Raw genomic sequence first — 23,889 nt, forward strand, 5'->3', positions numbered from 1 at the left:
GCAGGACCTGATGACTTTGAGACCATTGATCGCCTTCGCCAAATTTGCCGCACCCAAAAAGGGCAGCATCTTCGTGCTGGCGGCCGACGATGGTGGCCTTGGCGAACCGGCAAAGGCCTGCGACCCCTCAGGAACGCTGGCGCGGGCGTTTCCGGTGGCGGAGTTTTCCGGAAAATTCGCCGGTGTCGTGGAAGTGCTGGCGCCGCAGGGAACATCGCTCGACCGACTGGTGGCGGTCGGCGCCGGCAAGGTCGCCGGCCTCGATGACTTTGCCTGGCTGAAGCTTGGCGGCACCATCGCCGCGTCCCTGCGCAAGGCAGCGGAGGTGGCCGTCATCCTCGATGTGCCGGGCGCAAAGATTGGCGGCAGGCAAGCGGCGAACCTTGCCGCCGGCATCATTCTTCGCAGCTACTCCTTCGACAAATACAAGACCAGGAAAGACAAGGACGATGCCGAGCCGAAGAAACCGGTCAAGGTGACCATCCACACCGCCGATCCTGCCGCGGCGAAAAAGGCCTTCGCCGACGAGGTTGCGGTCATCGACGGCGTGCTTCTGGCGCGCGACCTTGTCAACGAACCGGCCAATACGCTCGGCCCGATCGAATTCGCCGCCCGCGCCAAGGAACTGGAAGCGCTCGGCGTCGAGGTCGAAATCCTCACCGAGAAGGAAATGAAGAAGCTCGGCATGGGCTCGCTCCTCGGTGTCGCGCAAGGCTCGCCACGCGGCGCCCGGATGGCTGTCATGCAATGGAAGGGCGGCAAGGCCAAGGACGCACCGGTCGCCTTCGTCGGCAAGGGCGTCACCTTCGACACCGGCGGCAATTCGATGAAACCGGCTTCCGGCATGGAGGACATGAAGGGCGACATGGGCGGCGCCGCGGCCGTCATCGGGCTCATTCAGGCGCTAGCCGCGCGCAAGGCCAAGGCCAATGTCGTCGGCATCGTCGGGCTGGTGGAAAATGCCGTCGACGGCCATGCCCAGCGCCCCGGCGACATCGTCACCTCGATGTCGGGTCAGACCATCGAGGTGCTCAACACCGATGCCGAAGGACGCCTCGTTCTGGCCGACGCGCTGTGGTATTGCAACGACCGCTTCCAGCCGAAATTCATGGTCAATCTGGCGACGCTGACCGGCGCCATCATGGTCGCGCTCGGCCAGCATTATGCCGGCCTGTTCTCCAACAATGACGAACTTTCGGACAGGTTGACGGCGGCCGGCCAGGCGAGTCAGGAGCGGCTGTGGCGCATGCCGCTTGGGCCTGAATACGACAAGCTGATCGATTCCAAGAACGCCGACATGAAGAACATCGGCGGCCGCTATGGCGGCGCCATCATCGCCGCGCAGTTCCTGCAGCGGTTCGTCAAGGAAACGCCGTGGGCGCATCTCGACATCGCCGGCACCGCGATGGGCTCGCCGCCGAGCGAGATCAACCAGTCCTGGGGCTCGGGTTTCGGCGTCAGGCTGCTCGACCGGCTGGTGCGCGACAATTACGAGGGATAAGGCAGGGAATGGCCGATGTCCTGTTCTACCACCTGACCGAATCGACGCTGGAGGATGCGCTTCCCGGCCTGCTCGAGCGCAGCGTCGATCGCGGCTGGCGCGCCGTGGTGCAGACAGGGACCGAGGAGCGGCGCGATGCGCTCGACCTGCATCTGTGGACATTCAGGGACGATTCGTTCCTCGCGCACGCGACCGACCGTGAAGCCCATCCGGCCGAACAGCCAATCCTGCTCACCACGAGCGACGCCAACCCCAACCAGGCGCAGATACGCTTCCTCGTCGATGGCGCCGCACCCGCCGATCTCGCCGGCTACGAACGCGCCGTGTTCCTGTTCGACGGCCATGACGCGGCCCAGGTCGAAGGGGCGCGGACGCATTGGAAGGTGTTGAAAGAAGCGGGCCACGCTGTCACCTACTGGCAGCAGACGCCCGACCGTCGCTGGGAGCGCAAGGCGTAAGTCGCGTTATCGGTCGCTGATCGTAACCTTGTTTATCTTCGCGCCCTGCGGGAGATCTTTCACCTGCCGATGGATTTGGCCGGCGATATGCACCTTCACAACGAAAAACGTCGTTTCCATCTCTCGCAGACTCATTTCGCCGCCAAGCACCGGCGGCTTCTTGAAATCATAGCATTGGCCGGCTGCCGGAATCAGTCCGTTCTTTCGGGCGGCAACGACAAGGCCCGCCAGCAGCAACTCGTCGCGGCGCGCTTCATTCTGCAAGTCGGCCTGAAATTCCGCCCAATGACCCGCAATTCTGGTCAATTTCCCGTCGAGCATATCGAGATGACGAACCGACCCGTCGCCGGCACGGAAAAATATGTCGCCGAAAGCTGACACCGCAGCTGGTTCAAGGCCATCCAGTCCGATCCACTTCCAGCCGTCCAACGCTTCCGCGATTTCGTTCGCAGGTGGTTCGATAAAGAGGAACTGATAGTCATGGGGCCATTCGGCTCTGATCAAGCCCCCTGTATTGGCTCTGTTGGGCTCGGCTTTTCCTTCCTGTCTGGCGTCGGACGCGCCAAAAATTGAAGAAATAAAGCGGAAAAAAGATCTGGCCATAATCGCCCCCGTACGGGTCTTTATACTTGCGAGAGATTCTAGACGCAATCCACTGAAGGCTCCATAGTTCCCACGCATTCGTCTTGATGATGGCCATCACATTGGATCCGTTTTATGGATTGACTGGATGCAGGCTCATTGGGCGGGCTGAGAATGCGGATCAGGATCATCGGAACCGGGCGGGCCGTGCCGGCTCGATGCGTGACGTCGCGCGCCCTCGATGCGCGGCTGGGGTATGGCGATGGACATTTCGAGGCCGCGACCGGCGTCATCGAACGCTATGTCTGCGACGCCGAATCGCAGGTCGACCTTGCTTGTGCCGCAGCCCGTCTGGCGCTTGCCGATGCCGAACTTGAGGCAGGCAGTGTCGATCTGGTCATCGGCGGTTGCGGCGTGCCTTATCAGCCGTTGCCGTCGACGGCTCCGCTGGTCATGCAGCGCCTCGGCCTTGCCGATGGGTCGGCGGCCGCCTTCGACGTCAACAGCACCTGCCTCGGTTTCCTCACAGCCTTCGAGACCGCGTCGCGCCTGATCGAGGCCGGGCAATGCCGGACGGCGCTGGTGTTCTCGTCTGAAATCGCCTCGCGCGCCCTGCCGTGGCAGGACCAGCCGGAAATTGCGGCCCTCTTCGGCGATGGCGCGGCGGCCGCCGTGCTGCAACAGGCAGCCCCTGGCGAAGGTGGGGTGGCGGCCAATCTGATGCGCACCTACCCTTCCGCCTATGCGGCCTGCAGCATCGGCTCCGGCGGCACCCGGTTCGACTTTCATCGTGAGCCCGAGGAATTCGCCCGCCACAGCCTGTTCCACATGGAGGGTAAGGAACTGTTTCGCGTCACGTCACGCCATTTCAACGGCTTTGTAGCGGAGTTGCTCGATCGCGCCGGCTGGCGGCACGACGATGTCGACCTCGTCGTGCCGCATCAGGCAAGCCCTTTCGCGCTCGCCCACATGGCGCGCCAGACCGGCTTCGCCAGGGAAAAGCTCGTCGACATCGCGGCGCGCTACGGCAATCAGATCGCCGCTTCCATCCCCTTTGCGCTCGACGTCGCGCGCCGCGAACAACGCATTGTGCCCGGCGCCAAGGTGCTGTTCCTCGGCACCTCGGCCGGCGTGTCGTTCGGCGGCATGGCGCTGGAAGCATGACCGTGGGACGCGTCCTCGTCACCGGCGCCAGCGGCTTCCTCGGCGCGCATGTCATGGCGCGGCTGGCTGCACTGGGTACACCTGCGCTGGGTCTTGGCAGGGACGCCAAACGCTGCGCGGCGCTCGAAGCCGCTGGTCATCGGGTCGTTCGGCTCGATTTGTCTCAACCGTTCGATGCAGCTGCCGCGCGCGCTCTCGACGGAGTCGATGCGATCATCCACTGCGCGGCACTTTCCGCGCCCTTCGGCAGGTTGGCGGATTTCCAGACGGCAAATGTCACAGCTACCCGCAACCTCAGCGATTTCGCGCGCGGGCAAGGCGTGCGCCGCTTCGTCCATATCTCCAGCCCGACGGTCTGTTTCGCCTATCGCGACCAGCTCGGAGTTTCCGAGAATGCGGCCTTGCCCCCTCCGGTCAACCACTATGCCCGCACCAAGCGGCAGGCCGAGGAGATCGTGCTGGCGGCGCCTGAGATCAGCCCGGTGGTGCTACGGCCGCGCGGCCTCTACGGTCCCGGCGACCGCACGCTGCTGCCGCGTCTGCTGCAGGTGGCACGGCAGCGGCCGCTGCCGCTGTTTCGCGACGGCAAGGCGCGCATCGATCTCACTTATATAGAGGATGTCGTCGATGCGGTGCTTGCCGCGCTGTCCGCCGGCAGCGCTGCCGAGGGACAGGTATTCAACATCTCCGGCGGCGAAGTGGTGCCGGTCCGCCGCATTGCCGAGGCGGCCTGCGCCCGCGCCGGCGTGCAGCCGCGCTGGCGCAGAATGCCGCTCTGGCCCGCCATGCTGGCGGCCGGGATAGCGGAGACGGTAGCGAATATATTGCCCGGCTGCCCGGAACCGCCGGTGACGCGCTACGGTCTTGGCCTGTTCGCCTATGCGCAGAGCCTCGATCTTTCCAAGTCAGGCCGCATCCTCGGCTGGGCGCCGAAAGTGTCGTTCGAGGAAGGGCTCGATCGCACATTCGGCAAGGCGACGGAAAGCAGGGAGGCTGCGTGAAGATCGTCTTCGCCAACAGCGCCTCTGTCGGCGCAGTCGAGCGCCTGATCCTGCGCGGCGNGGGAGGCTGCGTGAAGATCGTCTTCGCCAACAGCGCCTCTGTCGGCGCAGTCGAGCGCCTGATCCTGCGCGGCGGCAGCTGGGCGAAGGTCAGGCTACGTGTCCGCTACGGCCTGATCATGCATCCGCAGGCCGGCCCCGTACTGGTCGATACCGGCTACACGCCGCATGTGACACAAGGCAGCGAGCGCAGCACGGCGTTGCGTCTTTACAGTGCGATCCTCCGGCCCCAGCTCAACGAAGCCGAGCAGCCGCTCGCGGTACTGGCGCGCTTCGGCCTGTCTTTGCAGGATGTGCGCACCGTCATCGTCACGCATTTCCATGCCGACCACATGTCGGGCCTGTCGCTGTTTCCCAACGCTCGGCTTATCGCCAATGACACCGCCTGGGCGCGGGCGAAGGCCAAGACTTCCCTGCAGAATCTGCGCCATGGCGTCTTCAAGGAACTGTTCCCGTCTGACTTCGAGGCCCGACTCGACGGGCTGTCGTCGAAGCGGCAGGTCGAGCCGCGTGGCGGCGTACCGGGCGGCGCCGATCTGTTCGGCGACGGCAGCGTCATCGCAGTCGGTCTGCCCGGCCATGCCGATGGCCAGTTCGGCCTTTCGTTCCCAAATCTGGAGCGGCCGCTGCTCTACGCCGTCGACGCGCAATGGTTGTTCGCGGCCCTTGTCGAAAACCGAACTCCCGGTCTGCCGGCAACCCTGCTGGCCGAGGATGCCGCCGCGATCGAGCCGACCAGCGTAATGTTGCGCCGGTTTCTGGCGACCGGCGGCGAGGTTGTTCTTTGTCATGATCCGGCGGTGACGGCCTACGATCTGGCCGGAGAGAGCGCATGAACGGGCCGACGGAAGCGGCCCGTTCGTTTGTGTTGACGCAATGGCTCTCGCGCAAGAGCCGTGAGAATTTCGAACGCTGGCAAGGTCATGCCTTGCGCCGCTTTCTCGACCGCGACCTGCCGCGCGCGCCGTTCTACGGCAAGACGCCGCGTCATCTCGGCGATCTGCCGGTGACCGACAAGGCGACGCTGATGGGCAATTTCGAGCGCTTCAACATTCATGGCGTCTCGGCCGCCGAGGCCTGGAAGGCGCAGGCCGGCGATAGCCGCATTGGCGAGCTGACTGTCGGCTCCAGCACCGGCACGTCGGGCAATCGTGGCCTGTTCGTCATTTCCGAGGCGGAAAAATACCGCTGGCTGGGCACCATCCTGGCCAAAGCCGTGCCCGATCTGCTCTGGCGCCGGCAGCGCGTTGCGGTGATCCTGCCGCAAAACACCGGGCTCTACGATAGCGCGCGCAAATCGCGGCGTATCGACCTGCGCTTCTTCGATCTGACGCGCGGTCCGGAGAGCTGGCGCGGCGCTCTCGAAGATTTCGCGCCGACGGTGATCATCGCGCCACCGAAGATACTGCGGCACTTCGCGGCCGAGGGCTTTCGGCTCAAGCCGCAGCGTGTCTTCAGCGCCGCCGAAACGCTCGACCCGGTTGACCGGCCGGTCATAGAGGCATTCTTTGGTGGTCAGGTCGACCAGATCTACATGGCGACCGAAGGGCTGTTCGCCGTCACCTGCCGCCAGGGCGGGCTGCATCTGGCCGAGGATTCGGTGTTCTTCGAGTTCGAACCGGCCGGCGACGGCCTGGTCATGCCGCTGATCACCGCCTTTCGCCGCCGGACCCAGATCATGGCGCGCTACCGGATGAACGACTTGCTGCGGCTGTCCGAAAAGCCATGCCGCTGCGGCTCGCCGCTGCGCACGCTGGACGAGATCGTCGGCCGCATGGACGACGCTTTCCGGCTAGCCTCGCCGCACGGGCAGCTCCTCGTCACGCCCGACATACTACGCAATGCGGTGCTCAAGGCCGACCGGCGCATCGACGATTTCCGCCTGGTCCAGACCGCTGAAGATGCAATCGAACTCAGCCTGGCCCCCGGGCTTGCCGACGAAGCCGCCACCGCCGCCCATCAGTCCGTGCGCAATTTGCTGGCGGCGCGCCAGGCGACAGCTTCGGTCAGCCTTGTTCGCAGGGACCTGCCGTTGGAGACCGGCCGCAAACTGCGTCGGGTCGAATGCCACCTGGGAGCGGCATCATGAACCGGCTCGCTATGTTGCCACTCGATCAGACGAACCGGGTAGAAAACAACCCGCGTGAGGTCGAAGCCTTCGTTCAGCTTTTCAACGAGGTGCCGGTGCGCGACCTCGTGCGCAATCTGACAGTGGCTGTCGAAACCTTCGAGATCGCCGGCCGCTCCTTTCCGCTGACGCTGAACGACAGAAGCGAAGCGCCGAACTGCTACATCTGCTGCCCGTCCAGCGCCTATGTCGACTATGCCATCGACGAGACCCGCAATTTCGTCTCCTCGCCCTTGCTGCAAAAAACGATGCGGATGCTGATCGGCCTGTGCGCGCCGCTGGTCAGGATGAGCGGCCTTGACCATCAGGTTCAGGTCAACAACTGGCTCTATTCGACCAATCCGGTGCCGCTGCTCGATCGCAACGCGGTCGCGGCGATGCGCGACGATCTCACCGCGCGTTTTCCCGATCGCGCTGTTCTCATCCGCTCCCTGAACGAGATCGCCGATCCGTCGACAATCGCAGCGCTGAAGGCGGAGGGTTTTCGAATGCTGGCGGCGCGGCAGATCTACATCTTCGCAGGCGACGGTTCGGCCATGACCAACGACATGAAGCGCGACCGCAAGCGGCTGCCCACGACGCCTTTCGAGCAGGTCGGCAATGGCGACTTCACCGAGGCCGACTATGCGCGCGCCGAAGCGCTCTACCGGATGCTCTATCTCGACAAATACACGCCGCTCAACCCGCACTACACGGCCCGCTATATCGGCGAGACGCACCGTCGCGGCATCCTGCAACTGGCAGGCCTGCGTCGTCCCGGCGGTGAACTGGTCGCCGTCGCCGCTTTGTCTCAGAACGGCAGGACACTGACGCAGCCCATCGTCGGCTACGACACCGGCCTCCCGGTGAGCGAAGGCCTTTACCGCATGATGATGGCGCTGGCGCAGGATCATGCGATGGCGCACAGCCTGTTCTTCAACATGAGCGCCGGTGCCGCCGCCTTCAAACGCTTGCGCGGCGCCGTGGCGACGGTGGAATACAACGCCGTCTATGCTGCCCATCTGCCGCGCCGCCAACGCATGGCGGTGCGGATCATGGAATTTGTGCTCGCGAAGATCGGCATTCCCCTGCTCAGGANGCCGCGCCGCCAACGCATGGCGGTGCGGATCATGGAATTTGTGCTCGCGAAGATCGGCATTCCCCTGCTCAGGAGATTTGAACTTTGAGCGACACCCGGCAGCAGAAAGACAAAGACTATTGGCAGGCGGTGATGCGGTCTGCCGACATCAAAGCCAAGCCGAAGCGCATCCTGTTCGACGGCGCGCCACTGGTGCTGTTCCGCTCGGCGAAAGGCATTGCCGCCCTCTTCGACCGCTGCGCTCACCGCCTGGTCGAACTCTCGACCGGCAAGGTCGTCGGTGGCGAGATCGAATGTCCCTATCATGGCTGGCGCTACAATGGGGAAGGGCGCTGCACCGCCATTCCCGGCCATGTCGGCGACGTCCCGCATTACCGTATCCGCCGCTACAGCGCGATCGAGCGCGACGGCGTCGTCTTCGTCTCGGCAGGCACGCCTGAGGGCGAGCCCTATCTCCATTGCATGCAAGGCAAGGATGTCGTCGTGAAGCGGGTGCGAAGCTCGGCGCGATCGACGGTGCTCGACGCCGCCGAGAACATTCTCGACGCCACTCACACCCACTTCACCCACAAGGGTGTGCTGCGCGGCCTGACCGCAAAGCGCCATCTCGTGCGCGTCGAGGTGACCGGCGGCAAGGGCTGGGTCGAAAGCTGCTACACCGGCGAGGACCGCCAACAGGGGCTGGTCAGCCGGCTGCTGGAAGGCGAGCGCGCCAAGACCATCGGCCGCTACCGCCATCCCGGCATCGTCGAACTCGAATATTGGGGCAAGGGCGGCTTGGCGCTGGCGACCACTTTCCATTTGCGTCAGGCGGACGAACGGACCGTCGAAGGCGTCGGCTGGCTGATCGGCCCGCGACAGGGCCTGTTCGGCGAACTCAAGGCGCTTGCTTTCCGGCCGCTCTTTGCCTTTGCCCTGCAGCAGGATCGCCATGTGCTGAAATCGGCCAGCGACAACGCCCGTATATCGCCGCAGGTTCAGCCGGCGATCGGCCCGCTGGATTTCCTGCGCCGCGACATAGCGGCGATCATCGACGGCAAGATGCCACCGGCGGCGGCAGAGCCGCGGGTGCACCAAATCGAGTTGTAATCTAAAGTTCACGGCACTTGATTCCAGTTCTGCTGTAAATTATAGTTCACGGATGATCGAAGTTCGATCCACTGACGAATTCCGAAAATGGCTCAGAGGGCTCACGGACATTCGCGCCGTAAAGAAGATCACCCAACGGATTGTCCGCGTTCAGGCTGGGCTGTTGGGAGATGCCAAGTTCTTCGATGGCATAGGAGAATTGCGCGTAGATTACGGTCCGGGATACCGCGTGTACTTCGTCCGGCGCGGCAACACGGTCATTATCCTGCTCTGCGGCGGTGACAAAGGCTCGCAGGACAGGGACATCGGAAAAGCCAGGAAAATGGCAAAGGAAGTTTGATATGACCCTCAGAACCACACCATTCGACGCCGCCGAATATCTTGATGATGCTGAGTCTCAAGCCGAACTGCTCGCTGATGCGTTCGAGACCGGGGACGCGACTTATATTGCGCACGCCCTCGGCATTGTCGCGCGCGCCCGCGGCATGACAAGCATAGCGAAGGACGCCGGCGTGACCCGAGAGGCACTCTACAAGGCGCTGAGCGAAAAGGGCGATCCGCGCCTCAGTACATTGCTGGGCGTAACCAAGGCGCTTGGCCTGCAATTGTCCGCAAAGCCAGTTAATCCCGTTTAGGCAACCTTAGCAGGACTTACGCACTCAGCTGAAAACGGGAAGTTCCGCTTCAACTCGACTAGTCCTGCTCCGGCCCATTCCACTCGATATCGCGCGTCGACGCGGCCTGAAGGCTGATGCGCTGGCGCAGTGCTGTGCCGGCGATCTCGGCCAGCGTGCGCCACTGCGCCCGCTTCGGCGCGGGGTCGCCCGGCCAGTCGAGCAGCTCATCGGCATCGTGCATCGCCTGGCGAAAGCTGCCGAGACCACCGGAGCGCAGTGCCGCCGGCATCCCGTAGATCCACATCGCAAGCCTCACCGTCTGCGGCGCCGTCACGTCGGGCTTCACCTCGGCGCCATCCTCCAGGACCGCGTCGGCGAAGCGCCGCGGATCGCGAAAGAAGTGCAGGCCGCTCACGGCGCGCGGATTGCACTCCAGTGGCAGCACCCTGCCGTTGTTCTCGCGCATCAGGTCGAAGGATATCTGGCCGGTCCAGCCGGCGCCGGCGACGAAGGTTTCGACGAAGCGCCGCGCCGCGATATCCTCGACCGGCTCGAAACAGATGCCGGCGCCCTTGCCGGCGCGATAGAGCGAACGGTAGAGCGCCAGCGCTTTGAGTTCACCCTCGATCGCCACCGCATAGGCGCTGATCTCTTCACCGGCGACGTAGCGCTGCGCCACCCAAGGAGCGGCGGGCGAGGGGCGGACGGCGTCGAGTTCGTCCGGCGATGGCCGCAGCAGTACGTCACGGGCAAAACGTGACCACACAGGTTTGAACACCAATTCGCGCGATTGGCCACGAACGCCGTCGAGATCGGCCTCGCTTTGCAGCAGTATCGTTTCCGGCACGTCGAGCCCAAGGCTCTGCGCCAGCCGGATGAAGGCATGCTTGTCGTGAACGCGGGCGAGCATCGCCATCTCGGGTGCGAAGAGGCGGGCCGGCATGGCGCGGTGCTGCCAGAGACGACCGAGATAAAAGACTTCCTCGCAGGTCGGGATAACGAGTTCGATGCCTTCCACGCGGACAAGCGCTTCCACCGCCTTGGCATAGGCGTCGGCGGCAAAGCGCGGCGGCGGCAGGCGATGGTAGGCGGCGCAGGCCGTGCTCGCTGCGGCCATCGGCCGGGCCGGGCTGTCGGCCAGGATCACCCGGCGACCGGCGCCATGCAGCAGCCGCGCCAGGTGCAGCGCCACCGGCGCGCGGGCACCGGTGATCAGCACGGTGCTATTGGGCATGAGCCACCGGCATCGGTTGGAAAAGACGAGTCGATGCTTCTGCGGAAGGCTTCATTCGCCATAAGTGCCACATGGCTTGCGTGCCGCCAACGCACTCCACAAAGGTGGCTCCGCTGCGTCAGCCATCGCTTTTTGGCCTTCGGGGCGTTATTGGCAATCTGTCGAACACCCGGATCTCCTCAATGCGCTTTCTGTTTGTCCTGATACTGCTTGCCGGCGCCGCCATTGGCTTCGTCTATCCCTGGGCCATGAGCAATTTCTCCGGCCACGAGATCGGCACCTGGCGCGTCTACGACCAGGGACGGTTTAGGCCTGTGACGGTGACGCTGAAAGCTGGCGACGCGCCGGTCAGAGTGCTGGTCGACCTGACGGCAAAGGCCGAGCGCATTGTCTCGCAGCACCGCACCGTGCTGACGCTGACTGCCGCCACAGCCGGGCGCACGGTGCTTGCCTCGACGCTGCAATTCAACCACGCCGACAATCCGCGCCAGGTCAGCCCGCAACTGCCCGACAAGATCTTTCGCGACGAGGCCGGCGTGATCGAAACCGTCAGTCCAGGCGCCTATCTCTTCACCGCCGGCCCGGGCGACGCCGACGATATCCCGATACGCGCAGTGGATCTGATACTGCGCTCCGGCGCCGGTGAGATCGATCAACGCGCACGGCCGGTTGGCTATGGGCTGATGGCCGTCGGCCTGATCGGCTTCCTGCTTACTCTGGCTTTCGGCGGTCGCCGGCCGGAGAACCCGAACTCGAAGCCGCCACCGCCGCGTTGGGGCAGAGGCTCCTCGACATGAGCGCAGCATGAACTACCGTCACGCCTATCACGCCGGCAATTTCGCCGACGTCGTCAAGCATGTCGTGCTCAGCCTTCTGCTCGACTATCTGAAGCAAAAGGACAAGGCGTTCCGTGTCGTCGACACTCATGCCGGCATTGGCCGCTACGATCTTTCGTCGGCGGAAGCGCAAAAGACCGGCGAATGGCAAGGCGGCATCGGCCGCCTCATCCACGCCCCGATCGAAAAATCGGCGGCTGCGCTGCTTGCCCCCTATCTTGAAGCGGTGCGTTCGCTCAATCCCGATGGCGGGGTGAAGAAATATCCGGGCTCGCCATTGATCGCCAGGTACCTCATGCGAAAGCAGGACCGGTTGTCGGCGATCGAATTGCACGACGCAGATGCTGCCAGGCTGAAGACGCTGTTTGCCGGCGATTTCCAGACAAGGGTGATCGAACTCGACGGCTGGCTGGCGCTTGGCGCGCATCTGCCGCCAAAGGAAAAGCGCGGCCTGGTGCTGATCGATCCGCCGTTCGAAGAAGCCGGCGAATTCGACCGCCTGGTCGACGGAATGCAGAAAGCGCACAGGCGCTGGCCGGGTGGCATCTACGCGCTGTGGTATCCGATCAAGGACCGCAAAGCGATCATCGCCTTCCGCAAGGCGCTCAAGCAATCCGGCGTTCCAAAACTGCTCGACATCGAGTTCGAGATCCGGCCGGCATCGCGTGAACCAAGCCTCGACGGCAGCGGCATGGTGGTGGTCAACCCGCCCTTCACGCTGGAGCGCGAACTGCGCATCGTGCTGCCGGTCCTGCACAGATTGCTGGCGGTCGAAAAGCCGGCGCACTGGTCGCTGGAATGGCTGGCCGGGGAGTAGCGACGCTTCGCAGCGGGCGACGCCCGCGGCAAAGACACAAAGTCGCTAGAAGTTTTGACGGTGGCGCCATCCGCGAATGCTCAGCTGTGTTCAACGAACCGAAACCATGGAGATGCACATCTAATCGGCTTGGCGTTGACGCTAATCCCAGAATCAGATAGATAGATGTCTAATTATTAGATTTCGAATCGAAGCCAAGATCGACAAAAAAGGAACGGGTCAACGCGATAGGCTTCGCGATGTCGCGCTGGCAGGATGCCGTTGAAACGTTCGATGGGACCGTTGCCGAAATCTATGTGCTGAGCGCTGCCGAGCGCCGCTGTCTCGGCGCGATCAGTCACGGCCCGCGGCCGGCAAACGTCGTAGCGAGGGAGACAAATCTCACGCCGGCGGCGGTTACGACGTTGATTGACCGGCTGGAAAAGCGCGGCTTCGTCAGCCGCCAGCCGGATCCCGATGACAGGCGCAAGGTCATGGTCGCGGCGGGCACCGAGGAACTCGTCCGGCGCTGCTACCATCCGATCCTCGAGGCGGGCGACGCATTGCTGGAGAAATATTCGGCGGCCGAGATGCAGTTTTTGCTCGGCTTATCAAGAGGTCGAAGCGATGCAGAAGGCGCAGACCGAGAGGGTGCGCGGCAAAGCAAAACCGGTGCGTTGAGAGAAGGCATCGGAGGATGGTCCGGCGCAACGCCGGTCCGGTTTCAACTGTGTACTGTCAAGGAGACGCTATGCCCCGTATGATCTTCGTCAACTTGCCCGTCGCCGACCTCGCTGCGTCGATGGCCTTCTACAAAGCTCTCGGTTTCGACAACAACCCGCACTTCACCGACGACACCGCAGCCTGCATGGTGCTGAGCGAAACGATCAACGTCATGCTGCTCACCCATGCCAAATGGCGTCAGTTCACCGATCGCCCCATCCCACCGGCCACCTCGAGCGAGGTCATGCTTGCCGTGTCCTGCGACAGCCGCGCGGCGGTCGATGCGATGAATGAGGCGGCGGCTAAAAATGGCGGCGCCGCCGACATCAACGCCCAGCAGGATTATGGCTTCATGTACAATCGCAGCCTGGCCGATCCTGACGGCCACGTCTGGGAAGCGATGTGGATGGACCCGGCCGCCATACCGCAGGGCGACGCCAAGCAAGGCTGAACCGGGTTTCGGCGGCCCGCCGGCCATGGGCAGGCCGCTTTTCCTAATGGGCAAGGCGAGCTTTTTCAAACGTCAGGACGTGGTTTCGCAGCTTCGCACCGGAAAAACCGGTTGCGGAGCGGGAAACCATCGGCAGCGCGACCGCTTGACCGCGCGCCGCCGAATCCGCAAAGTGGGCGCAGTCGACCTTTGAGAGGCTGCCATGACTCGCTTTGCCAAATCCGCTCTTGCTGCCCTGATTTCGCTTTGCACGCCGCTGGCCGCACCCCTCGGCCAGCCAGCGCAGGCCGCCGATCTTTCCGTCTATTCCGACGAGGACAGCGGCGTTTGCGGCGAGGCCTGGGTGCTAAGCAAGATCTCCAGCCGCTTCTCCTACCAGGTGCATCACGTGCCGCATCTGCCGGATGTTTCGATCACCGATTTCCAACGCATCCACCAGCATCGCTATCTCCCGGCCAGCGAAGAATGGCCGATCGGCCGCCGCTATTGCGGCGCCACCGTCAGCCTTTCCGATGGCCGCGCCCGCACCATCTGGTACTTGATCGAGGAAGGCCAGGGTTTTGCCTCGATCGGCGACAATGTCGAATTCTGCGTCTCGGGCTTCGACCGCTGGATGGTCTACAACGGCCGCTGCCGCGTCCTGCGCTAAGGTCGGATAAGAACCGCCGTTGAACCTGCTATCTCCCCGCAAGGGGGAGATCTGATGTCGCTCCGGTTTCGCCAATCTCCGAACTGCTGCCGCTGCCTCACATCGCCTTCCCACCAGATACGTAAGCGCAGATCAGCTCGACCAACTGCTTCTGCAGTTCCGGCAAGTCGAGCATGTCTCGCCGCGCGGCATTGTGGATGACGCCCTCGACCGCTGAGGACAGCACCCGGGCCACGGTCTCATTGTCCTTTCTGCGCCTGCGATATTGCGCCACCGCCGCCGTGTAGTGATCAAGATAGCGCGACTGGAACGAGGCATGGGCGGCGCGTGAGCCGCGATCGCCCGGCGCCTCGTCGAGCAGCACCTGATGCAGCGTCGGATGGATGCTGTGCGCATCGATCATGCCGCGCACCAGCTCCTGCGCGAATCGTTTGAGCGGCTTGTCGCCTTCTGTTGATTCGGCGATCACCGACAGCACCTGATCGAAATGTCGCCGGCGAATTGCTTCGACCAGCGACAGCTTGTCGGGAAAATATTGATAGAGCGAGCCGATGCTGACGCCGGCCGCATCGGCCACCTTGTTGGTGGTGAAGCCGGCCCAGCCGAGCGCGCTTAGAACATGAGCACCGGCTTCGATGATCGCCTCGACCGTCGCTCTCGAACGCGCCTGGCGCGGCTGCTTGCGCATGCGTGAGCGCGGCTTTGCAATGCGAGTAGACATGTCTGCTCCAGCAGCCAAGAATATAGATAATATACTCACATTTTTTGCAAAGGATACAGACCATGGACGCGCTGGATTTGCTCCGCAGCCTCTTCGTTTATCAAGCCTGGGCGAATGGTGAATTGCTGCAGAAGCTTGCGGGCCTCGACCAGCAGGAGCATGTCGATCAGCGCCACACGGCGACCCGTCTCATCAACCACAACCTTGTCGTATCGAAGATATTCGCCGCGCATCTTTCCGGCACGCGTCATGGCTATGCGTCCGACAACACCGAGGACACACCGGCACTCGATGAATTGAGCGCTGATGTCGCTGCGGTGGATCGTTGGTATCTCGACTATATCGAAGCCGTCTCGCCAAAGCTCATGTCAGAGCCTGTGCCTTTCACCTTCACCGACGGCGACAGGGCGATGATGTCACGCCAGGAAATGCTGACACATGTCGTCACGCATGGCGGCTATCACCGCGGCGAGATCGGGCGGATCCTGATGCAGATCGGCATTGCGCCGCCGTGGGATACGTTTGCCGTCCACCTCCACCACGCCGAGCCTTCGCGCCGGCTGCAGGTGCGCGAACGGGTTGGCGCTTAGGGGCCCGCACCCGTTGGCTTCCAAGGGACCGCGGCTTCCCGGGAGGAGGATTCCCCGATCTTTCGTTTCCCATTTCCGTTGGGCATCTCTTGCGCCGAAGCTGGCGATCTCCCTTCTCGTCTGGGAAACGTCCAACACAACAGACTGTCCCTTCAAGTACTGTCTTTCCTGGCTTCCATCCAACCACTTTCGATATACGAGTAAAAAGCTCGCGTTTAGTTTAGTGCTGTTCCTGCAACCGTGGGGATGAAGCAAGATCAGCCTCTGCGGTGCGATGATTGTTGCCATCCAATAGGCCGCCGATGACCGCGTGAGATCGACGGCGTTGCAAGAGAATGTGAGCTTGACGAGAAGAACGTGTGAGTCGCGATATCAGAGATTTCTCTCGCAACAGTTCGCTGCGAAGCGGGAAGATTTCTTGCCGATTTCTGTGCCGATCATTGCGATCATGCTCTCAGCGTAACCGAAACTTAATCTGCGAAATTCTATGTAATGCTTCGCTGGCTAGATACGCACGAGTCAGATATGCATTAGCTCGCCGGGTCACTCACGGCCATCGGCACAAACGCAAGGGCATCGCATGGCAAAGACCACGACGAAGGCGCCGGCGGCGAAAGCGCCGGCAAAGAAAGCGGCACCGAAAGCTGCCGCGAAACCTGCAGCAGTAAAGAAGGCAGCACCGAAGGCAGCGGCAAAGCCGGCCGCCAAGGCAGCGGCAAAGCCGGCAGCTAAGGCAGTAGCAAAACCCGCCGCCAAGGCAGCAGCGAAACCCGCCGCCAAGAAGCCGGCCGCCAAGGCTGTGGCGAAGCCTGCTGCGAAGGCAGCAGCCAAGCCCGCCGCCAAGAAGCCGGCAGCCAAGGCAGCGGCAAAACCCGCCGCCAAGGCTCCGATGAAGGCCGCCGCCGCCAAGTCGACGGCAGCTGTGAAGAAGGCTGCACCGGCCAAAAAGCCAGCCGCCAAGAAGAAGTAACAGCGGACCATCTCAAAGCTCCCGGGAACTTTGCCGACTGGCAGATTCCCGGGAGCTTTTTTGTGGTGATTTAGGTCTTGTTTTGATGCATGTCGTTCTCTCGAAATTGACGCCACTTCTGTGAGACATGCATTGGCGATTTCATTGTCGGCGGATTGGCCGCCTGGTTTTGCCCTTCTGGCAGTTGCTCCCTCAGGGAAGATCGGCCAACACTAAGGCGGTCGCATTCGATGGGGTTCAGGCGACACGCTCTAGACCTTTGCTTTACGCGCGTCGTTCTCAAGACCGGAATCGCATTTTTGAGCGACATGCACTGGCCGTCCGAAAACAGGGAACCGATCATGCCGAAGCTGCTCTACGCGTCCTCATCCCCCTACAGTTCCAAGGTGCGCATGGCAGCACTCCATGCCGGCATTGCCGTCGAGCTGGTGCCGGTCAAGACCGAGGACAAGCCTGCTGAACTGATGTCAGCCAATCCTCTCGGCAAGATTCCGGTGCTGGTGCTCGACGACGGCCGCTCGATCCACGACAGCCGCGCCATCACCCAGCATCTCAACCGCGCTTCCAAGAGCCTGTTGTTGCCGCGCAATGCCGACAAGCGCCTCGAGGCCGAAGTGCTGGAGGCGCTGGCCGACGGCATATGCGACTGCGCGCTGTCGATGGTCTATGAGCGGCGCACGCGTCCGGAGGAGATGGTCTATCAACCCTGGCTCGATCGCCAGTGGACCAAGATCACCGCCGCACTCGATTTCCTCAACGCCAATCCGCCGAAGCTGCCGAAGAAGATCACGCTTGGCCAGTTGGCGTTGCGTGCCTGCCTCGGCTACCTCTCTCTGCGCTTCGCCGGCAAATGGGAAAAGGGCCGGGGCCGCCTGACCCGCTGGGCAGCGCGTTTCGATGAGAAGTTTCCGGGGCTGAAGGTGGCTGTGCCGGCCTGACGGGCGAAACAAAAAAAGCCGGGCGCGAGGCCCGGCTTTCTTGTGTCGTGGCTTGAACGACAGTTAGAACTTCATACCGACGCCGAAGGTGACGCGGTTGTCGCTCTCTTTGACCTTGGTGCCGACACTGTCGAAGCTCTTGGAACCGAAGTCGGTGTATCGGTACTCGACACGGCCGAACACATTGTCGGTGAGCTTGATGTCGGTGCCGACGCCTGCGGTCCAGCCGAGCATGGTGTTGTCGTCGCTGCCCAAGGGGGTCGAGACCTTCTGGTTCTTCAGGGCGCCGCCGCCGGTGCCGTAGAGCAGGATTTCCGGGGTCACGGCGTAACCCAGACGGGCGCGCAGCGAGCCTTCGAAGCCGCCCTTGGAATTGACGCCGCCGCTGTCACCCTTGACGCCGTTGTAGCCGAGATCGGCTTCAGCACCGTACACGAAGTTTTCCTGCTGCCACTGGTAGCCGCCGAAAACGCCGCCGACAAAGCCCTTGGTCTTGATATCGGGGCCGCCGTCGTGGACTTTGGCATGACCGCTGAAGCCGTAGCCGGCGCTGAGACCGGCATACGGGCCGGCCCAGGAAGCGACGGGGAGCTCGGCGATCGGTGCCGGTGCCGGGGGCTCTTCCGAGACGACGTCGGCAGCAAAAGCGGTACCGCTCAGGGCGAAGAGCCCCAGCGCAACCGCGAGCGGCGCGAATTTGAGATTGGTTTGCATTGTTGTTTACTCCTTAAGCCACAAGACACGTAGGCTTGTTTGTCCTGAGCGCCATCAACCCGTCCGGGGGGTGAAACGGATCTGGCACTCAACGGTTCCGAATGTCGTGTCAAAATGCGGCGGCAGCGAACCTGAAAATGGGTCATTCCCCGGCACGAATGAGGCCGAAGCTTGACGTTGCATCTTCGCAACAGCGAAATGTCAGTACGCAGGCGATGCTGCACTGCACTCGGCTTGGTGCAACGGGTTCAGCGTCCTATATTGCGGTCCTGCCGACCCGAATCCGGGGCGGTCCAGGCGGTGAAAAAGCCGTTTCGCCACATTCCTGCCCCAGGTGGAAACGGTATTTAACCCCTGGGCGCGTCACAATGTGCCGGCTGGCGGAATTGAGGCGCAGATTGAGGATTGACAGATGATCGAAGCCGCCGGAACGGCGCTCGTGACGGGCGGGGCGAAGCGGATCGGCAAGGCGATGGTCGAGGATCTGGCCGCGCACGGTTTTGCCGTCGCCATCCACGCCAACCGCTCGACCGCCGAGGCCGACGCGCTGGCTGCGAGCATCAGGGACGGAGGCGGCCGCGCCGGCGTGGTAGCCGCCGATCTGACCGACATGGATGCGGTTGGCGATCTCGTCGGCCGCGCCGCGGCAGCGCTCGGCCCGGTCACGCTTCTTGTCAACAATGCGTCGCTGTTCGTCGACGATAGCGTCGAGGACTTCGACTGGGCGGCATGGGACCTTCACTTCGCCATCCATGTGAAGACGCCGGCGCTGTTGGCGCAAAACTTCGCCCGCGCCTTGCCGCAAGGGCAGGAGGGGCTGATCGTTAACATCATCGACCAGCGCGTCTGGCGGCCGACGCCGCGCTATTTCTCTTATGCGCTGTCGAAGTCGGCCTTGTGGACGCAGACCGAAATGCTGGCACAGGCGCTCGGTCCGCGCATCCGCGTCAACGCCATCGGTCCCGGTCCGACGCTGAAGAATACGCGCCAGGACGATGATGATTTCCAGAAGCAGGTCGATGGCCTGATTCTGGAGCGCGGCCCGCAATTGGCCGAATTCGGCGCCACCATCCGCTATCTCTGGGATGCGCGCTCGGTGACCGGCCAGATGATCGCGCTTGACGGCGGCCAGCATCTTGCATGGCAGACGCCGGATGTGACAGGCATGGTGGAATGAGTCCCGCAGACCAGAAACACAAGACGCGCGCCGGCGCCGCCGACGATATGCCGCCCGACATCGAGCTTGAGGATGAAGCGGTCGAGGAGATCGTCGAGCCCGAGGCCACCGGGCCCGATGTCGCCTTCACAGCGATAGACTGGGCGCCGCATGCCGGCGACGCCGACGGCATGGTCGGCGCCGAGGTCATCCAGACATTGGTCAAGCGGCTGCCCAATGCGCCCGGCGTCTACCGCATGATGAACGCTGCCGGCGACGTGCTTTATGTCGGCAAGGCGCGCAGCCTGAAGAAGCGGGTGACCAACTACGCCCAAGGCCGGTTCCACACCGCCCGCATCGGCCGCATGGTGCGCGAGACATCGACGATGGAGTTCGTCGTCACCCGCACCGAAATCGAAGCGCTGCTGCTCGAGGCCAATCTCATCAAGCGCTTGCGGCCGCGTTTCAATGTGCTGATGCGGGACGACAAGTCGTTCCCTTACATCCTGTTGACCGGCGATCACGTCTCGCCCGGCATCTACAAGCATCGCGGTGCGCGCTCGCGCAAGGGCGACTATTTCGGACCTTTTGCGTCGGCCGGCGCGGTCGGGCGCACCATCAATTCGCTGCAGCGCGCCTTCCTGCTCAGGAGCTGCACCAACTCCTTTTACGAAAACCGCACCCGGCCGTGCCTGCTCTACCAGATCAAGCGCTGTGCCGGTCCATGTACCGGGGAGATCTCGCATAGCGACTATGCCGAGCTGGTCAGCGAGGCGAAGGATTTTCTGTCGGGCCGCAGCCAGAAGGTGAAGACCGAAATCTCTGCCGCCATGCAGCAGGCCTCGCAGGAGCTCGATTTCGAGCGCGCCGCCATTTATCGCGACCGGTTGGCTGCACTGTCCCATGTGCAGAGCCATCAGGGCATCAACCCGGCCACGGTCGACGAGGCCGATGTCTTTGCCATCCATCAGGAGGGCGGCCAGGTCTGTATCCAGGTGTTTTTCTTCCGCACCGGCCAGAACTGGGGCAACCGCGCCTATTTCCCCAAGGCCGATCCGGCACTGGAGGGGGCGGAAGTGCTGGGCTCGTTCCTGGCGCAGTTCTATGACGACAAGCCGACGCCACGGAACATTCTGCTGTCGCGAGGCGTCCAGGATCAGGAACTGCTGGCCGAAGCGCTGTCCACCCGCGCCGGCCGTAGAGTGTCGATCTCGGTGCCGCAGCGCGGCGAGAAGAAGGATTTGACCGACAACGCGCTGCAGAATGCCCGCGAGGCGCTCGGCCGCCGGCTGGCCGAAACCTCCACGCAAGGCCGGCTGCTCGCCGGCTTTGCCGAGACCTTCGGCCTGCCGAAGCCGCCGGTGCGCATCGAGGTCTATGACAATTCGCATATTATGGGCACCAACGCCGTTGGCGCCATGGTCGTCGCCGGGCCGGAAGGGTTTGTGAAGAACCAGTACCGCAAATTCAACATCCGCTCGACCGAGATCACGCCCGGTGACGATTTCGGCATGATGCGCGAGGTGATGGAACGGCGCTTTTCGCGGCTGCTGAAGGAACATGGCGATGTCGTTCCCGACGACGCGGCAGCCGGTGGAGCAGGCGACGACATCGAGGAAGACATCTCCGGCAGCTTCCCGGCCTGGCCGGACGTCATCCTGATCGATGGCGGCCAGGGCCAGATGAGCGCGGTGCGCAAGATCCTCGCCGACCTCGGCATCGAGGATCGCGTGGCGGCCATCGGCATCGCCAAGGGCCAGGACCGCGATGCCGGCCGCGAGCGTTTTTTCGTCAGAGGCAGGGACTCGTTTTCGCTCCCTGTGCGGGATCCCGTGCTCTATTTCGTCCAGCGGCTGCGCGACGAGGTCCATCGCTTCGCTATCGGTTCGCACCGCGCGCGGCGTAAGAAGGAATTGGTCAAGAGCCCGCTCGACGAGATCGCCGGCATCGGTCCCGGTCGCAAGCGCGCGCTGCTGCTGGCCTTCGGCACTGCCAAGGCGGTCAGCCGCGCGGCAGTCGAGGATCTGGTCAAGGTCGACGGTATTTCAGAGCAGGTCGCCAAGCTCGTCTACAATCATTTCCATGAGAGCTGAGCGCCGGTGACGCCGCTGTCCCGATGAATGGCAGCAGCCGTTCTTTTCTCGCAGGCCACTCGAATCCCGGCAATCGCGCGCTATTTTCGTCTGGCCAATCGAATCTCGCCTGTTGACCCCCTACATCCGGTTCTGATTTGAGTACGCAGGCAGAAAGAGTCCCTGAGATATGGCCAAGCGCGCGTTCAACCTGCCCAACATGCTTACCTATGCCCGCATCGTCGCGGTGCCGCTGGTGGTGCTGTGCTTTTTTCTCGAGGGGCATCTGAAATCGAGCGACTTCGCCCGCTGGTCGGCGTTGATCATCTTCCTGCTGGCTTCGATCACCGACTATCTCGACGGCTATCTGGCGCGCGCCTGGCAGCAGACGTCCAACATCGGCAAGATGCTGGACCCGATCGCCGATAAACTGCTGGTCGCCACCTGCCTGCTGCTGCTCGCCGCCGATACCGACCGCCATGCCGGCATCGCAGGCTGGTCGCTGTGGGCGGCAATCATCATCCTGTGCCGCGAAATCCTGGTCTCGGGCCTGCGCGAATATCTGGCGGCATTGAAAGTCTCGGTGCCGGTGACGCAGTTGGCCAAATGGAAGACCGCCATCCAGATGGTCGCCATCGCCTTCCTGCTGGCCGGGCCTGCCGGCGACAAGATCTTCCCTCTGACCACGCAGACCGGACTGGTGCTGCTGTGGATCGCAGCCCTCGTCACGCTCTACACCGGCTACGACTATTTCCGCGCCGGCCTCAAGCACATCATGGACGAGTGAGATGATCACCCGGCTCATTTATTTCGCCTGGGTGCGCGAACGGATCGGCAAGCCGGAAGAGGATGTCGAACTGCCCGCCGGTATCGAGACGGTGGCCGACCTCCTGCGCTGGCTGAAATCGCGTGGCGAGGAATATGAGCACGCGCTGCAATATCCTGATGTGATCCGCGTCGCCATCAACCAGGAACATGTCGAGCATCGCGAGAAGATAGCCGGCGCGCGCGAGATCGCGCTGTTTCCGCCGATGACCGGGGGCTGACACCATGTCCGGCGCGCCGACGGTGCGCATCCAGCGCGACGATTTCGACGTTGCCGCCGAGATCGCGAAACTGACCGGGGGTCGCGCCGACATCGGCGCCGTGGTGTCCTTCTCAGGACTTTGCCGCGACGAGCAGGGCCAGCTGTCGGCGCTGGAACTCGAGCACTATCCAGGCATGGCCGAGGCCGAAATCAGCCGGATCGCCGGCGAGGCGCTTCAGCGCTGGCCGTTGCAAGGCCTGACCGTCATCCATCGCCACGGCAAGATCGCACCGGGCGAAAACATCGTGCTGGTGGTGGCGGCGTCCTCGCACCGGCAGGCGGCGTTTGAAGCGGCCAATTTCCTGATGGATTTCCTGAAATCGCGTGCACCCTTCTGGAAGAAGGAGCACCGCGTGGACGGCACCGATGGCGGCTGGGTCGAGGCCAAGGACGCCGACGACCAGGCTGCGGCGCGCTGGAAGGCGCGGCCCGAATAAATCTCGGCGCAGCCATGTATTGACCGCATTCCCTTGGCCAAATCGCATCGGCAAAAAGGGAGCAAGGGCATGCTGGACAGGATCGCCGAATTCTTCGTCTTCGGTTTTGTGCCGCTGGTTATCGGCGTTCTGGCCGTTCCCGAGCCTTCCGTCGCCGCCGAGAAAACCCTGAAGGGCGAGGTGATGTATCGCGAGCGCATCGCGCTGCCGCCCAACGCCGTGCTGTCGGTTCAACTTGCCGATGTATCGCTGGCCGATGCGCCGGCCGCCATTGTCGGCGAGCGCAAGGTAGCGCCGGCCGGCCAGGTGCCGATCAAGTTCGAGATCAGCTTCGATCCAACGGTGATCCGGCCCAACATGACCTATGCGCTGCAGGCGCGCATCATCGCCGACGACAAGCTGCTGTTCGTCACGGACTCGCGCTATCAGGTCGATCCGCTCAACGAGGCGCCGCAGGCCATTGTGCTGAAAATGGTGGCGCCGAGCGACAAGCCGACCTCGGCCTCGCTGTTCGGCCAGAGCTGGCTAGTCGAATATATCGACGGTATCGGCGTGATTTCGGAGCCGCAGGCGACGTTCCGGGTCAGCGAAGCCGGCAAGGCGGGCGGCAGCGGCCCGTGCAACGCCTATTTCGCCACCGCCAAGGTCGATGGCGAGACCATCGTCATCAGCGACATCGGCTCGACCTACAAGGCCTGCGCGCCGGAGATCATGGCCGAGGAAAAGGCGCTGTTCGAGGCGCTCGCCAAGGCGGCGTCATACCGTGTCGATGGCGGCAAGCTGATCATCGCCGACAAGGACGGCCACGATATCTTGCGCTTCAACGCAGCGAGCTAA

General features: G+C 63.2%; 28 protein-coding genes. 24 read left to right on the forward strand and 4 right to left on the reverse strand.

What is annotated here, in order from left to right; translation table 11 throughout:
- The first annotated feature begins 10 nt into the window (after positions 1-10).
- Positions 11-1,501 carry a leucyl aminopeptidase gene (locus tag X751_RS160780; RefSeq protein ID WP_023715072.1) on the forward strand — a complete coding sequence of 497 codons (1,491 nt, stop codon included), beginning with the start codon at positions 11-13 and terminating at the stop codon, positions 1,499-1,501.
- 8 nt (positions 1,502-1,509) lie between these two features.
- Positions 1,510-1,959: a DNA polymerase III subunit chi gene (locus X751_RS160775; protein ID WP_023672739.1), complete on the forward strand. Its 450-nt coding sequence runs from the start codon at positions 1,510-1,512 to the stop codon at positions 1,957-1,959.
- Between the two features lie 6 nt (positions 1,960-1,965).
- On the opposite strand, the gene X751_RS160770 is transcribed toward X751_RS160775, so the two are convergent.
- Positions 1,966-2,562, reverse strand: a complete 597-nt coding sequence (locus X751_RS160770) for a T6SS immunity protein Tdi1 domain-containing protein (RefSeq protein ID WP_023743803.1) — start codon at positions 2,560-2,562, stop codon at positions 1,966-1,968.
- Positions 2,563-2,715: 153 nt separating this feature from the next.
- Between X751_RS160770 and X751_RS160765 the strand changes: the two genes are divergently transcribed.
- The 8 genes from X751_RS160765 to X751_RS160730 all read left to right on the forward strand — a co-directional run bounded on the left by X751_RS160765 (position 2,716) and on the right by X751_RS160730 (position 9,696).
- A complete protein-coding gene (locus X751_RS160765; RefSeq protein ID WP_023743804.1) occupies positions 2,716-3,705 on the forward strand; it encodes a 3-oxoacyl-[acyl-carrier-protein] synthase III C-terminal domain-containing protein in 990 nt (329 codons plus the stop codon).
- Positions 3,702-4,706 (forward strand): NAD(P)-dependent oxidoreductase, encoded by a 1,005-nt coding sequence (locus X751_RS160760; protein ID WP_031204524.1) that lies wholly within the window; start codon positions 3,702-3,704, stop codon positions 4,704-4,706. The genes X751_RS160765 and X751_RS160760 overlap by 4 nt, the downstream gene beginning before the upstream one ends.
- A complete protein-coding gene (locus tag X751_RS160755; RefSeq protein ID WP_245265726.1) occupies positions 4,703-5,602 on the forward strand; it encodes an MBL fold metallo-hydrolase in 900 nt (299 codons plus the stop codon). The genes X751_RS160760 and X751_RS160755 overlap by 4 nt, the downstream gene beginning before the upstream one ends.
- Positions 5,599-6,855, forward strand: a complete 1,257-nt coding sequence (locus tag X751_RS160750; protein WP_023715075.1) for a F390 synthetase-related protein — start codon at positions 5,599-5,601, stop codon at positions 6,853-6,855. The genes X751_RS160755 and X751_RS160750 overlap by 4 nt, the downstream gene beginning before the upstream one ends.
- Positions 6,852-8,060 carry a GNAT family N-acetyltransferase gene (locus X751_RS160745; RefSeq protein WP_023743807.1) on the forward strand — a complete coding sequence of 403 codons (1,209 nt, stop codon included), beginning with the start codon at positions 6,852-6,854 and terminating at the stop codon, positions 8,058-8,060. The genes X751_RS160750 and X751_RS160745 overlap by 4 nt, the downstream gene beginning before the upstream one ends.
- A complete protein-coding gene (locus X751_RS160740; RefSeq protein ID WP_023743808.1) occupies positions 8,057-9,061 on the forward strand; it encodes a Rieske (2Fe-2S) protein in 1,005 nt (334 codons plus the stop codon). The genes X751_RS160745 and X751_RS160740 overlap by 4 nt, the downstream gene beginning before the upstream one ends.
- 52 nt (positions 9,062-9,113) lie before the next feature.
- A complete protein-coding gene (locus X751_RS160735) occupies positions 9,114-9,401 on the forward strand; it encodes a type II toxin-antitoxin system RelE/ParE family toxin (RefSeq protein ID WP_023672746.1) in 288 nt (95 codons plus the stop codon).
- A gap of 1 nt (position 9,402) precedes the next feature.
- The gene (locus X751_RS160730) at positions 9,403-9,696 is read left to right on the forward strand and encodes an addiction module antidote protein (protein ID WP_023672747.1); all 294 of its coding nucleotides are present in this window, start codon (positions 9,403-9,405) and stop codon (positions 9,694-9,696) included.
- Between the two features lie 58 nt (positions 9,697-9,754).
- On the opposite strand, the gene X751_RS160725 is transcribed toward X751_RS160730, so the two are convergent.
- Positions 9,755-10,912, reverse strand: a complete 1,158-nt coding sequence (locus X751_RS160725; RefSeq protein WP_031246871.1) for a hypothetical protein — start codon at positions 10,910-10,912, stop codon at positions 9,755-9,757.
- Positions 10,913-11,094: 182 nt separating this feature from the next.
- Between X751_RS160725 and X751_RS160720 the strand changes: the two genes are divergently transcribed.
- The 5 genes from X751_RS160720 (at position 11,095) to X751_RS160705 (ending at position 14,367) form a co-directional block, all read left to right on the forward strand.
- Entirely contained in the window at positions 11,095-11,709 is a 615-nt protein-coding gene (locus X751_RS160720; protein WP_023743810.1) for a hypothetical protein, read from the forward strand.
- 7 nt (positions 11,710-11,716) lie between these two features.
- Positions 11,717-12,565 (forward strand): 23S rRNA (adenine(2030)-N(6))-methyltransferase RlmJ, encoded by an 849-nt coding sequence (locus X751_RS160715; RefSeq protein ID WP_023705344.1) that lies wholly within the window; start codon positions 11,717-11,719, stop codon positions 12,563-12,565.
- A 239-nt stretch (positions 12,566-12,804) separates the two neighbouring features.
- A complete protein-coding gene (locus X751_RS01000000163445) occupies positions 12,805-13,308 on the forward strand; it encodes a MarR family transcriptional regulator (protein ID WP_023705343.1) in 504 nt (167 codons plus the stop codon).
- Positions 13,296-13,718: a VOC family protein gene (locus X751_RS160710; RefSeq protein ID WP_023684718.1), complete on the forward strand. Its 423-nt coding sequence runs from the start codon at positions 13,296-13,298 to the stop codon at positions 13,716-13,718. Before X751_RS01000000163445 ends, X751_RS160710 begins: the two co-directional genes overlap by 13 nt.
- Positions 13,719-13,920: 202 nt before the next feature.
- Positions 13,921-14,367, forward strand: coding sequence for a hypothetical protein (locus tag X751_RS160705; protein ID WP_023673457.1), 447 nt, complete (start codon positions 13,921-13,923; stop codon positions 14,365-14,367).
- A gap of 97 nt (positions 14,368-14,464) precedes the next feature.
- Here the strand turns inward: X751_RS160705 and X751_RS160700 are convergent, their stop codons facing one another.
- On the reverse strand, positions 14,465-15,055 hold the full coding sequence (locus X751_RS160700) for a TetR/AcrR family transcriptional regulator (RefSeq protein ID WP_023705341.1): 591 nt from the start codon (positions 15,053-15,055) through the stop codon (positions 14,465-14,467).
- A 95-nt stretch (positions 15,056-15,150) separates the two neighbouring features.
- Between X751_RS160700 and X751_RS160695 the strand changes: the two genes are divergently transcribed.
- The 3 genes from X751_RS160695 to X751_RS160685 all read left to right on the forward strand — a co-directional run bounded on the left by X751_RS160695 (position 15,151) and on the right by X751_RS160685 (position 17,586).
- The gene (locus tag X751_RS160695; RefSeq protein ID WP_023705340.1) at positions 15,151-15,678 is read left to right on the forward strand and encodes a DinB family protein; all 528 of its coding nucleotides are present in this window, start codon (positions 15,151-15,153) and stop codon (positions 15,676-15,678) included.
- Positions 15,679-16,258: 580 nt separating this feature from the next.
- Positions 16,259-16,648: a hypothetical protein gene (locus tag X751_RS1000000166730; RefSeq protein WP_023673454.1), complete on the forward strand. Its 390-nt coding sequence runs from the start codon at positions 16,259-16,261 to the stop codon at positions 16,646-16,648.
- A gap of 341 nt (positions 16,649-16,989) precedes the next feature.
- The gene (locus X751_RS160685) at positions 16,990-17,586 is read left to right on the forward strand and encodes a glutathione S-transferase family protein (protein ID WP_023689091.1); all 597 of its coding nucleotides are present in this window, start codon (positions 16,990-16,992) and stop codon (positions 17,584-17,586) included.
- Positions 17,587-17,649: 63 nt separating this feature from the next.
- Here the strand turns inward: X751_RS160685 and X751_RS160680 are convergent, their stop codons facing one another.
- Positions 17,650-18,300: an outer membrane protein gene (locus tag X751_RS160680; RefSeq protein WP_023743811.1), complete on the reverse strand. Its 651-nt coding sequence runs from the start codon at positions 18,298-18,300 to the stop codon at positions 17,650-17,652.
- A 412-nt stretch (positions 18,301-18,712) separates the two neighbouring features.
- On the opposite strand from X751_RS160680, the gene X751_RS160675 reads away from it, so the two are divergent.
- From X751_RS160675 to X751_RS160650, 6 genes are all read left to right on the forward strand, one after another.
- A complete protein-coding gene (locus tag X751_RS160675) occupies positions 18,713-19,477 on the forward strand; it encodes an SDR family oxidoreductase (RefSeq protein ID WP_023743812.1) in 765 nt (254 codons plus the stop codon).
- A complete protein-coding gene (uvrC, locus tag X751_RS160670; protein ID WP_023743813.1) occupies positions 19,474-21,549 on the forward strand; it encodes an excinuclease ABC subunit UvrC in 2,076 nt (691 codons plus the stop codon). Before X751_RS160675 ends, uvrC begins: the two co-directional genes overlap by 4 nt.
- A 169-nt stretch (positions 21,550-21,718) precedes the next feature.
- Complete coding sequence (pgsA, locus tag X751_RS160665; protein WP_023673449.1) at positions 21,719-22,315, forward strand: CDP-diacylglycerol--glycerol-3-phosphate 3-phosphatidyltransferase; 597 nt, start codon at positions 21,719-21,721, stop codon at positions 22,313-22,315.
- A gap of 1 nt (position 22,316) precedes the next feature.
- Positions 22,317-22,574 carry a molybdopterin converting factor subunit 1 gene (gene moaD / locus X751_RS160660; RefSeq protein WP_023673448.1) on the forward strand — a complete coding sequence of 86 codons (258 nt, stop codon included), beginning with the start codon at positions 22,317-22,319 and terminating at the stop codon, positions 22,572-22,574.
- A 4-nt stretch (positions 22,575-22,578) separates the two neighbouring features.
- Positions 22,579-23,052 carry a molybdenum cofactor biosynthesis protein MoaE gene (locus X751_RS160655; RefSeq protein ID WP_023673447.1) on the forward strand — a complete coding sequence of 158 codons (474 nt, stop codon included), beginning with the start codon at positions 22,579-22,581 and terminating at the stop codon, positions 23,050-23,052.
- A gap of 69 nt (positions 23,053-23,121) precedes the next feature.
- Positions 23,122-23,889, forward strand: a complete 768-nt coding sequence (locus X751_RS160650) for a YbaY family lipoprotein (protein WP_023743814.1) — start codon at positions 23,122-23,124, stop codon at positions 23,887-23,889.

The sequence above is a fragment of the Mesorhizobium sp. LNJC394B00 genome, from assembly GCF_000502555.1.
Lineage (GTDB): Bacteria > Pseudomonadota > Alphaproteobacteria > Rhizobiales > Rhizobiaceae > Mesorhizobium.

Excerpts from the sequence above, each read along its gene's own strand:
- X751_RS160650 (WP_023743814.1), top strand. The coding sequence starts at position 23,122 with ATGCTGGACAGGATCGCCGAATTCTTCGTCTTCGGTTTTGTGCCGCTG.
- X751_RS160730 (WP_023672747.1), top strand. The coding sequence starts at position 9,403 with ATGACCCTCAGAACCACACCATTCGACGCCGCCGAATATCTTGATGAT.
- moaD (WP_023673448.1), top strand. The coding sequence starts at position 22,317 with ATGATCACCCGGCTCATTTATTTCGCCTGGGTGCGCGAACGGATCGGC.
- X751_RS160685 (WP_023689091.1), top strand. The coding sequence starts at position 16,990 with ATGCCGAAGCTGCTCTACGCGTCCTCATCCCCCTACAGTTCCAAGGTG.
- pgsA (WP_023673449.1), top strand. The coding sequence starts at position 21,719 with ATGGCCAAGCGCGCGTTCAACCTGCCCAACATGCTTACCTATGCCCGC.
- X751_RS160775 (WP_023672739.1), top strand. The coding sequence starts at position 1,510 with ATGGCCGATGTCCTGTTCTACCACCTGACCGAATCGACGCTGGAGGAT.
- X751_RS160765 (WP_023743804.1), top strand. The coding sequence starts at position 2,716 with ATGCGGATCAGGATCATCGGAACCGGGCGGGCCGTGCCGGCTCGATGC.
- uvrC (WP_023743813.1), top strand. The coding sequence starts at position 19,474 with ATGAGTCCCGCAGACCAGAAACACAAGACGCGCGCCGGCGCCGCCGAC.
- X751_RS160760 (WP_031204524.1), top strand. The coding sequence starts at position 3,702 with ATGACCGTGGGACGCGTCCTCGTCACCGGCGCCAGCGGCTTCCTCGGC.
- X751_RS160680 (WP_023743811.1), bottom strand. The coding sequence starts at position 18,300 with ATGCAAACCAATCTCAAATTCGCGCCGCTCGCGGTTGCGCTGGGGCTC.
- X751_RS160705 (WP_023673457.1), top strand. The coding sequence starts at position 13,921 with ATGACTCGCTTTGCCAAATCCGCTCTTGCTGCCCTGATTTCGCTTTGC.
- X751_RS160725 (WP_031246871.1), bottom strand. The coding sequence starts at position 10,912 with ATGCCCAATAGCACCGTGCTGATCACCGGTGCCCGCGCGCCGGTGGCG.
- X751_RS160720 (WP_023743810.1), top strand. The coding sequence starts at position 11,095 with ATGCGCTTTCTGTTTGTCCTGATACTGCTTGCCGGCGCCGCCATTGGC.
- X751_RS160735 (WP_023672746.1), top strand. The coding sequence starts at position 9,114 with ATGATCGAAGTTCGATCCACTGACGAATTCCGAAAATGGCTCAGAGGG.
- X751_RS160700 (WP_023705341.1), bottom strand. The coding sequence starts at position 15,055 with ATGCGCAAGCAGCCGCGCCAGGCGCGTTCGAGAGCGACGGTCGAGGCG.
- X751_RS160675 (WP_023743812.1), top strand. The coding sequence starts at position 18,713 with ATGATCGAAGCCGCCGGAACGGCGCTCGTGACGGGCGGGGCGAAGCGG.
- X751_RS160655 (WP_023673447.1), top strand. The coding sequence starts at position 22,579 with ATGTCCGGCGCGCCGACGGTGCGCATCCAGCGCGACGATTTCGACGTT.
- X751_RS1000000166730 (WP_023673454.1), top strand. The coding sequence starts at position 16,259 with ATGGCAAAGACCACGACGAAGGCGCCGGCGGCGAAAGCGCCGGCAAAG.
- X751_RS160695 (WP_023705340.1), top strand. The coding sequence starts at position 15,151 with ATGGACGCGCTGGATTTGCTCCGCAGCCTCTTCGTTTATCAAGCCTGG.
- X751_RS160780 (WP_023715072.1), top strand. The coding sequence starts at position 11 with ATGACTTTGAGACCATTGATCGCCTTCGCCAAATTTGCCGCACCCAAA.
- X751_RS160750 (WP_023715075.1), top strand. The coding sequence starts at position 5,599 with ATGAACGGGCCGACGGAAGCGGCCCGTTCGTTTGTGTTGACGCAATGG.
- X751_RS160715 (WP_023705344.1), top strand. The coding sequence starts at position 11,717 with ATGAACTACCGTCACGCCTATCACGCCGGCAATTTCGCCGACGTCGTC.
- X751_RS01000000163445 (WP_023705343.1), top strand. The coding sequence starts at position 12,805 with ATGTCGCGCTGGCAGGATGCCGTTGAAACGTTCGATGGGACCGTTGCC.
- X751_RS160710 (WP_023684718.1), top strand. The coding sequence starts at position 13,296 with ATGCCCCGTATGATCTTCGTCAACTTGCCCGTCGCCGACCTCGCTGCG.
- X751_RS160770 (WP_023743803.1), bottom strand. The coding sequence starts at position 2,562 with ATGGCCAGATCTTTTTTCCGCTTTATTTCTTCAATTTTTGGCGCGTCC.